The 7,274-nt window shown below is 67.9% G+C and carries 9 protein-coding genes; 7 read left to right on the forward strand and 2 right to left on the reverse strand.

Annotation, left to right across the window (positions count from 1 at the left end; translation table 11 throughout):
- Nucleotides 1-30: 30 nt before the first annotated feature.
- The 6 genes from rpsE (at nucleotide 31) to H0T81_RS07965 (ending at nucleotide 4,255) form a co-directional block, all read left to right on the forward strand.
- Nucleotides 31-684 carry a 30S ribosomal protein S5 gene (gene rpsE / locus H0T81_RS07940; protein WP_294011633.1) on the forward strand — a complete coding sequence of 218 codons (654 nt, stop codon included), beginning with the start codon at nucleotides 31-33 and terminating at the stop codon, nucleotides 682-684.
- 5 nt (nucleotides 685-689) lie between these two features.
- A complete protein-coding gene (gene rpmD, locus H0T81_RS07945) occupies nucleotides 690-881 on the forward strand; it encodes a 50S ribosomal protein L30 (protein WP_294011620.1) in 192 nt (63 codons plus the stop codon).
- Nucleotides 882-936: 55 nt separating this feature from the next.
- On the forward strand, nucleotides 937-1,491 hold the full coding sequence (gene rplO / locus H0T81_RS07950; RefSeq protein WP_294011622.1) for a 50S ribosomal protein L15: 555 nt from the start codon (nucleotides 937-939) through the stop codon (nucleotides 1,489-1,491).
- Nucleotides 1,492-1,580: 89 nt separating this feature from the next.
- A complete protein-coding gene (gene secY, locus H0T81_RS07955; protein WP_294011624.1) occupies nucleotides 1,581-2,942 on the forward strand; it encodes a preprotein translocase subunit SecY in 1,362 nt (453 codons plus the stop codon).
- 28 nt (nucleotides 2,943-2,970) lie between these two features.
- The gene (locus tag H0T81_RS07960; RefSeq protein WP_294011635.1) at nucleotides 2,971-3,615 is read left to right on the forward strand and encodes an adenylate kinase; all 645 of its coding nucleotides are present in this window, start codon (nucleotides 2,971-2,973) and stop codon (nucleotides 3,613-3,615) included.
- Nucleotides 3,616-3,724: 109 nt separating this feature from the next.
- Nucleotides 3,725-4,255, forward strand: coding sequence for an ATPase (locus H0T81_RS07965; protein WP_294011626.1), 531 nt, complete (start codon nucleotides 3,725-3,727; stop codon nucleotides 4,253-4,255).
- On the opposite strand, the gene H0T81_RS07970 is transcribed toward H0T81_RS07965, so the two are convergent.
- Both H0T81_RS07970 and H0T81_RS07975 read right to left on the reverse strand, forming a co-directional pair.
- The gene (locus H0T81_RS07970; protein ID WP_294011627.1) at nucleotides 4,252-4,737 is read right to left on the reverse strand and encodes a dihydrofolate reductase; all 486 of its coding nucleotides are present in this window, start codon (nucleotides 4,735-4,737) and stop codon (nucleotides 4,252-4,254) included. The genes H0T81_RS07965 and H0T81_RS07970 overlap by 4 nt on opposite strands.
- Nucleotides 4,734-5,606, reverse strand: a complete 873-nt coding sequence (locus H0T81_RS07975; protein ID WP_294011629.1) for a class I SAM-dependent methyltransferase — start codon at nucleotides 5,604-5,606, stop codon at nucleotides 4,734-4,736. The genes H0T81_RS07970 and H0T81_RS07975 overlap by 4 nt, the downstream gene beginning before the upstream one ends.
- 94 nt (nucleotides 5,607-5,700) lie before the next feature.
- On the opposite strand from H0T81_RS07975, the gene H0T81_RS07980 reads away from it, so the two are divergent.
- Nucleotides 5,701-7,107, forward strand: a complete 1,407-nt coding sequence (locus H0T81_RS07980; protein ID WP_294011631.1) for an FAD-binding oxidoreductase — start codon at nucleotides 5,701-5,703, stop codon at nucleotides 7,105-7,107.
- The last annotated feature ends 167 nt before the right edge of the window (nucleotides 7,108-7,274 follow it).

Consider the following 7,274-nt stretch of genomic DNA (forward strand, 5'->3'; position numbering starts at 1 on the left):
CCGGCCGGCGCCGAAGTGACCGTCGCCGTCATGGTGCAGGGTGCGGCCGTCGCGCAGCGGCACCCGGACCATCGCCTTCTTGGCGGCGGCGGTGGCCGTGGACGCCGTGACGGCGGCCGAGGCGGGCGCGGCGGCGGCGACGACGGCGGCGAGGAGCTGATCGAGAAGCTGGTCCACATCAACCGCGTTTCCAAGACCGTGAAGGGCGGCAAGCGCTTCGGCTTTGCGGCGCTGGTCGTGGTCGGCGATGGCAAGGGCCGCGCCGGCTTCGGTCACGGCAAGGCGCGCGAGGTGCCCGAGGCGATCAGCAAGGCGACCGCGGCGGCCAAGAAGGCGATGGTCCGGGTGCCGCTGCGCGACGGCCGAACGCTGCACCATGACGGTGACGGGCACTTCGGCGCCGGCCGGGTGACCTTGCGCTCGGCCCCGTCCGGCACCGGGATTATCGCCGGCGGCCCGATGCGCGCGGTGTTCGAAAGCCTCGGCGTATCCGACGTCGTCACCAAGTCGGTCGGGACATCGAACCCGTACAACATGGTTCGAGCCACCTTCGAGGCCTTGAAGGAGCAGACCAGCCCGCGCTCGGTCGCCCAGCGCCGCGGCAAGAAGGTCTCCGACCTGCTCGGTCGCGGCGGCGCCGGTGCTGCCGAGGCCGAGGCTCAGGCCGAAGCGACCGTGGAGTAAGCGTCATGGCCCAGGAAAAGAAAAAGACGCTCAAGATCACCCAGACCGGCTCGCCGATCCGCCGCGACAAGACCCAGCGCGCGACCCTGGTCGGGCTCGGGCTCAACAAGCTGCGGCGGAGCGTCGAGGTCCAGGACACGCCCGAGGTGCGCGGCCAGGTCCGCAAGGTGCAGCATTTGGTGAGCGTCGAGGAATAGACGCTCTCACACGAGAGAAAACAACGCGCGACAAAAGCGAAAGCGAGTGCACGACATGAAACTGAATGAACTTCGCGACAATCAAGGGGCCCGCAAAAGCCGCATGCGGGTCGGGCGCGGCATCGGCTCAGGCAAGGGCAAGACCGCCGGCCGCGGCCAGAAGGGCCAGAAGGCCCGCTCCGGCGTCTCCATCTTCGGCTTCGAAGGCGGCCAGATGCCGCTCCACATGCGGTTGCCCAAGCGCGGCTTCAACAACATCTTTGCCAAGGATTATGCCGAGGTGAATCTGGGCGCGATCCAGAAGCTGATCGACGCCGGCAAGCTCGATCCCAAGGGGACCCTCGACCACGACGCGCTGAAGGCCGCCGGCCTTGCTCGCGGCGGCAAGGACGGTGTGCGCCTGCTCGGCAAGGGCGAGCTCAAGGCCAAGCTGGCGCTGCGCGTCGCGGGAGCCTCCAAGGGTGCTCGTGGGGCGGTCGAGAAGGCCGGCGGCTCGGTCGAGATCGTCGAGCGCAAGGACCCGGCCGAGCTGGCCGCCGCCAAGAAGGGCAAGGTGCGCGAGGCCCGGCTTGCAGACAAGGCCGCCAAGGCCGATGCGGCCAAGGCCTGAGCTTCGTCCCCCGGATCAAGTCCGGGGTCTCTCGCAATGACGGCGGCGCGGCCTATATGAGCGGCAGCGTCTAGGGGATTACGGACAATATGGCATCCGCAGCCGAACAACTGGCATCGAACATTTCCCTGTCGAGCTTCGCCAAGGCGACCGAGCTCAAGAAGCGCCTGTGGTTCACGCTCGGCGCGCTGGTCCTGTTCCGGTTCCTGTCCTACGTGCCGATCCCGGGCATCGATCCGACGGCCATGGCCTCGCTGTTCAGCACCCAGCAGGGCGGCGTCCTCGACTTCTTCAACACCTTCTCGGGCGGCAGCCTCGAGCGGATGAGCATCATCGCGCTCGGCGTGATGCCCTACATCACCGCCTCGATCGTCGTTCAGCTCGGAGGATCGCTCTACGAGCCGTGGAAGCAGCTCAAGAAGGAAGGCGAAACCGGGCGCAAGAAGCTCAACCAGTACACGCGCTACCTGACCGTGCTGCTGACGACTGTCCAGGGCTACTGGATCGCGGTCGGCCTCGAGAGCCTCGGCGCATCGCAGGGCATTCCGGCGGTGGTCGAGCCGGGCATGGTGTTCCGAGTCGCCGCGACCATCACCCTGGTCGGAGGCACTCTGTTCCTGATGTGGATCGGCGAGCAGATCACCGCGCGGGGAATCGGCAACGGCGTGTCGCTGATCATCATGGCGGGCATTGTCGCGACTCTGCCGCGGACGCTCGCCCAGCTGTTCGAGGGCGGCCGCACCGGCACCATCGATCCGCTGACCGTCACCGCCGTTGTCGCGCTGGCGGTCGGGCTGGTGATGTTCATCTGCTTCGTCGAGCGCGCTCAGCGCCGGGTTCTGATCCAATATCCCAAGCGCCAGACGGCGCGCGGCGCGATGCAGCAGGAGCGCAGCCACCTGCCGATCAAGGTCAACATCTCAGGGGTCATCCCGCCGATCTTCGCCTCGTCGCTGCTGCTGATGCCGCTAACCGTCATCCAGATGGCGGGCGCCCAGAACAATCCGGATTCGGGCGACTGGCTGATCACCATCAGCACGTTCCTCCAGCACGGCTCGCCACTGTATCTGACGCTCTACGGCGCGGGCATCGCCTTCTTCTGCTTCTTCTACGCGGCGGTGCAATTCAACAGCGAGGACACGGCCGAGAATCTCAAGCGCCACGGCGGCTTCATCCCGGGCATCCGCCCGGGCAAGGCGACCGAGACCTATTTCGACTATCTGGTGACCCGGATCACGGTCACCGGCGCTGCTTATCTGGTGCTGATCTGCCTGATCCCGGAATTCCTGTTCAGCCAGGCCGGCGTGCCTTTCTACCTCGGCGGGACCAGCCTGCTGATCGTCGTCAACGTCACCATGGACACGGTCTCGCAGATCCAGAGCCATTTGATCGCCCACCAGTACGGCGACCTCATCAAGAAGGCCAAGCTCAAGACCGGCCGCCGGCGCTGATCTCCTGCGCATGACCGAGCGCTCGTCCATGAACATCGTCCTGCTCGGCCCTCCAGGGGCCGGAAAGGGCACCCAGGCGGCGCGGCTGCAGGCGCAGCGCGGGATGATCCAGATGTCGACCGGCGACATGCTTCGCGAGGCGGTCGCCCAGGGCAGCCCGGTCGGACTCGAAGCGAAAGCGGTGATGGCGGCGGGCGAGCTGGTCAGCGACGCGATCGTCAGCGCCCTGATCGGCGAGCGCCTGGATGCCGCCGGCAGCAATGGCGCGATCTTCGACGGTTTCCCGCGCACCCGCGAGCAGGCCGAAGCGCTCGACCTGCTGCTCGCCGAGCGTGGCCGAAGCCTCGACTATGTGATCGAGCTCGAGGTCGAGGAGGACGCACTGGTCGAGCGGATCGCCGGCCGCTTCAGCTGCGCGCGATGCGGCGCCTCCTATCACGACCGCTTCAACCTGCCTCGCCAGCAAGACCTCTGCGACCTGTGCGGGTCGAGCGAGTTCGTTCGCCGCCCCGACGACAATGAACAGACGGTGCGCCGGCGGATGGCCGAGTATCGCGCCAAGACCGAGCCGATCCTGCCCTATTATGAAGAGCGCGGGCTGGTGCGCCGGGTCGACGGCATGGCGTCGGTCGAGCAGGTTGCGGCCCAGATCGACGCGATCCTCGACAGCTAGACAAAGCGGCTCGTCATTGCGAGCATAGCGAAGCAATCCAGCATCCACCCTGGATTGCCGCGTCGCTTCGCTCCTCGCAAAACGACGCGCTCTAGTGGGAGCCTCCGTTATGCTTCGTGCGTCCAGCGTCTCCGTGCTTCTTCTGCTGGCTGTTCCCGCAAAAGCCGAAGTGGTGTCTTCGAACCCCCACGGCTTCGAGGTCCGGCACACGATCCAGACGGTGATTCCGCAACCCGCGGCGTTCGACGCGTTCGGCCAGGTCTCGCAATGGTGGAGCAAGGACCACAGCTACAGCGGCGATTCGGCGAACATGTCGCTGTCGCTCACTCCCGGCGGCTGCTTTTGTGAACGGCTGCCGAGCGGCGGCGGGGTCGAGCACATGCGGGTCGTCTACGTCGTGCCGGGAGAGCGGGTGGTTCTGACCGGATCGCTGGGGCCGTTGCTGTACCTGGCGACGACGGCGGTGATGGACGTCAAGGTCGAGCGGATCGCCGGCGGCTCGCGCCTGATGATGAACTATCGGGTGGCGGGCTTCGCCAACGGCGGCGCCGACAAGATGGCGCCGATGGTCGACCAGATGCTCGGCGACCAGATGGCGCGGTTTCGCAAATACGCCGCGGCTTTTCCCAAGACTCGCTAGGCTCGCTCCAGAGTGACGAAGCGGAACGGCGGGTCCTCGTCCGGATGATCCTGGCGCTCGACCTCGCGCCATTCGCCAGTTGAGCGTGGGTCTTCGAGGAACGTGTCGCCGACGAAATCGGCAAGCACCTCGGTCAGCTCGATGCGGTCGGCGAGCGGGAGAAACAGCCCGAATATGTCGGCGCCGCCGATCACCGATACCGGCTCGTCCCCAGCCATCTCCAGCGCTTCGCCGGCGCTGTGGGCGACCTCGGCTCCATCGGCCCGCCAGCCGCGATCGCGGGTGATGACCACATGCCGCCGGCCCGGAAGCACCTTGGGCAGGCTGTCGAACGTCTTGCGGCCCATCACCAGCACCGTCCCCATGGTCAGCGCCTTGAAGCGCTTGAGGTCGGCGGAGATGTGCCACGGAAGCCCGCCGTCCTTGCCGATCACGCCATTGCTCGCCCGGGCGACGACCAGGGTAATCAGCGGTCGCCTCATCGCTTGACCGCGGCGGTCATCAGATAGGCTCGGCGCCGTTCCGCGAACTGGCGGTATTTGCCGCTGCCCTCGACGGCCGCGTAATTTTCGAGCTGGCGGCGGAACATCAGCCGGCCGACCAGCGGCGCCTGCCGGTCGATCAGCTCGCGGCGGCGCGGGCTGTCGAGCCGGCACACCTCGGCGACATTGGCGGTGATGTCGGTGAAGTCCGCCTCGAAGCCGGCCGCGGCCAGCTCCCGCTTCATCTGCTCGGCCTGCGCGGCCCGGAAGCTGTCGGTGTAGAGGAACACGCCGCCGGGCTTCAGGACCCGCGCGACCTCGGCGAAAAAGCGCGGCCGATCGCCGTAGTCGTTCGACGCCTCGACGTTGAGCAGGACGTCGAAGCTGCCATCCGGGAACGGCAGGTCGAGCGCGCTGCCTTCGACGAACCGGAGGCGATCGTTTTCGCCATAGGTCGAGCGGCAGAAAGCGATGGCGCTTGTGGCGACGTCGAGCCCGGTGGCGTCGAAAATGCCCGGCGCGGCAGCAATGAACGCATTCAGCCCGCCGCCTCGCCCGCAGCTGACTTCGAGCAGCTTCAACGGCTCCGCCTGCGGGCCGAACGGACGCTTTTCCTTCAGCAGCCGAAGCAGCTCGCGGTACATCTGGTGCTGGAAGCGCTGCGGGTGCTGCCCCTCGGCCGGAGCGAAGCCGTAATTGTTGGTCGTCGTCTCGCCCCAGTCGAGCGCGTAGAAGCGGTTCCACAAAGCCGGGCGCTTGCGGTGATCGTCGCGGGCGCGGCGCAGGGTCCGCCGAAGGGCCGCGCGGCCGCCAAAAGCGAGCAGCGCCGCCGCTGCGGCCGCACCGAGCGCGATCGGTAATGAATTCATCTGCGCGGCAACTCCCGGCTGGCTTCGCCGCTGCTGCATTGGCGGCATGGGCGGCCAATGCCAAGCCCGCCGATTGCCGCTATGCTGGCCGGCGATGAAGCCGAAGCCCACTGATCGTCAGGCGCAGCTGATCGCGGCCGTGCAGCAGAGGTTCGGGCCGCGATCGGCAATCACGGAGCCGCAGGAGGTCGAACCCTGGCTGACCGACTGGCGCGGCCGAGTCCGCGGGCAGGCGGCGGCGATCCTGGCGCCGGCGAAAACCGAGGAGGTGGCGGCGATGGTCGGGCTTGCGGCCGAGCACCAGGTACCGCTGGTCCCGCAGGGCGGCAACACGTCGATGGTCGCCGGCGCGACCCCGCCAGAGGATGGAAGCGCGATGATCCTGTCGCTGCGGCGAATGAACGCGCTGCGCTCGATCAGCGCCGAGGCCAATCTCGCCGTCGTCGAGGCCGGGATGATCCTCGCCCACCTGCACGAGCGCGCCGCCGAGCTCGGACGGCGCTTCCCGCTGACATTGGGAGCGCGCGGCAGCTGCACGATCGGCGGCCTGATCGCGACCAACGCCGGCGGCACTCAGGTCTTGCGGTTCGGGACGATGCGTTCGCTGGTCGCCGGCGTGGAGGCGGTCCTTCCGGATGGCTCGATCCACGACGGCCTGACCGCGCTTAAGAAGGACAATCGCGGCTACAGCCTCGACCATCTGCTGGTCGGCTCGGAGGGAACGCTCGGTGTGATCACCGCGGCGGCATTGAAGCTGGTCCCGGCCGTCGCCGCTCGGGCGGTCGCCTGGGCCGGGCTGGCCGACCCGCAGTCGGCGCTCGACCTGCTTCGAACGATGCAGGGGCAAAGCGACATCGTCGAGGGTTTCGAGATCGTTCCGGGTGACTCGCTCGAGCTCGTGCTCAAGCATATTCCCGGCACCCGCAACCCCCTCGCCGGCAAGCACCGCTGGCACGTGCTGGTCGAGGCGACCTCGCCGGACGCGTCCGAACCGCCGGGCGCGAAGCTCGAAGCGATGCTTGGCGAGGCGCTTCAGGCGGGCCTGGTCGAGGATGCGGCGATCGCATCGAGCGAAGCGCAGGCCGAGGCATTCTGGCGGATCCGCGATTCGATCTCCGAAGCGGAGCGGGCGAGCGGCGGCTCGATCGCCCACGACATCTCAGTCCCGGTCGCCGCCATGCCGCGCTTCATGACCGCGGCCGCGGCCGAGCTCGAGCGCGCATTCCCGGGAGTCGAGCCGAGCGCCTTCGGCCACCTCGGCGACGGCAACGTCCATTTCCACGTGCGAGCGAAAGACCACGACCCGGCGGCGATCACCCGCCTCGTCCACGACCTGGTCACCGCGGCCGGCGGCTCGATCTCCGCCGAGCACGGCATCGGCCAGATGAAGCTCGACGAGCTCGAGCGCCTCGCGCCGCCGGGCCGGATCGCCACACTCAAGGCGATCAAGCGCGCGCTCGACCCGCAGGGGCTGATGAACCCGGGCAAATTGGTCCGCTAGCGCCGCGCCTTTCGAACCGCGGGCAGCGGCCTCAGCACCGACGACACCACGAGCCGCGCCGCCTTGCGGCCGATGTCCTCGCCCGCATCGTTCGAGAACCGGTAGTGGGCTCCGCCGAGCATGCGCGCGTCCGAGACCTGGCGGACGGCCTCGTCCCAGCCCTTAAC

Origin of the sequence: Sphingomonas sp. (assembly GCF_013812825.1) — a bacterium.
Taxonomy (GTDB): Bacteria; Pseudomonadota; Alphaproteobacteria; order Sphingomonadales; family Sphingomonadaceae; genus Sphingomicrobium.

Excerpts from the sequence above, each read along its gene's own strand:
- rpsE (WP_294011633.1), top strand. The coding sequence starts at position 31 with ATGGTGCAGGGTGCGGCCGTCGCGCAGCGGCACCCGGACCATCGCCTT.
- rpmD (WP_294011620.1), top strand. The coding sequence starts at position 690 with ATGGCCCAGGAAAAGAAAAAGACGCTCAAGATCACCCAGACCGGCTCG.
- rplO (WP_294011622.1), top strand. The coding sequence starts at position 937 with ATGAAACTGAATGAACTTCGCGACAATCAAGGGGCCCGCAAAAGCCGC.
- secY (WP_294011624.1), top strand. The coding sequence starts at position 1,581 with ATGGCATCCGCAGCCGAACAACTGGCATCGAACATTTCCCTGTCGAGC.
- H0T81_RS07960 (WP_294011635.1), top strand. The coding sequence starts at position 2,971 with ATGAACATCGTCCTGCTCGGCCCTCCAGGGGCCGGAAAGGGCACCCAG.
- H0T81_RS07965 (WP_294011626.1), top strand. The coding sequence starts at position 3,725 with ATGCTTCGTGCGTCCAGCGTCTCCGTGCTTCTTCTGCTGGCTGTTCCC.
- H0T81_RS07970 (WP_294011627.1), bottom strand. The coding sequence starts at position 4,737 with ATGAGGCGACCGCTGATTACCCTGGTCGTCGCCCGGGCGAGCAATGGC.
- H0T81_RS07975 (WP_294011629.1), bottom strand. The coding sequence starts at position 5,606 with ATGAATTCATTACCGATCGCGCTCGGTGCGGCCGCAGCGGCGGCGCTG.
- H0T81_RS07980 (WP_294011631.1), top strand. The coding sequence starts at position 5,701 with ATGAAGCCGAAGCCCACTGATCGTCAGGCGCAGCTGATCGCGGCCGTG.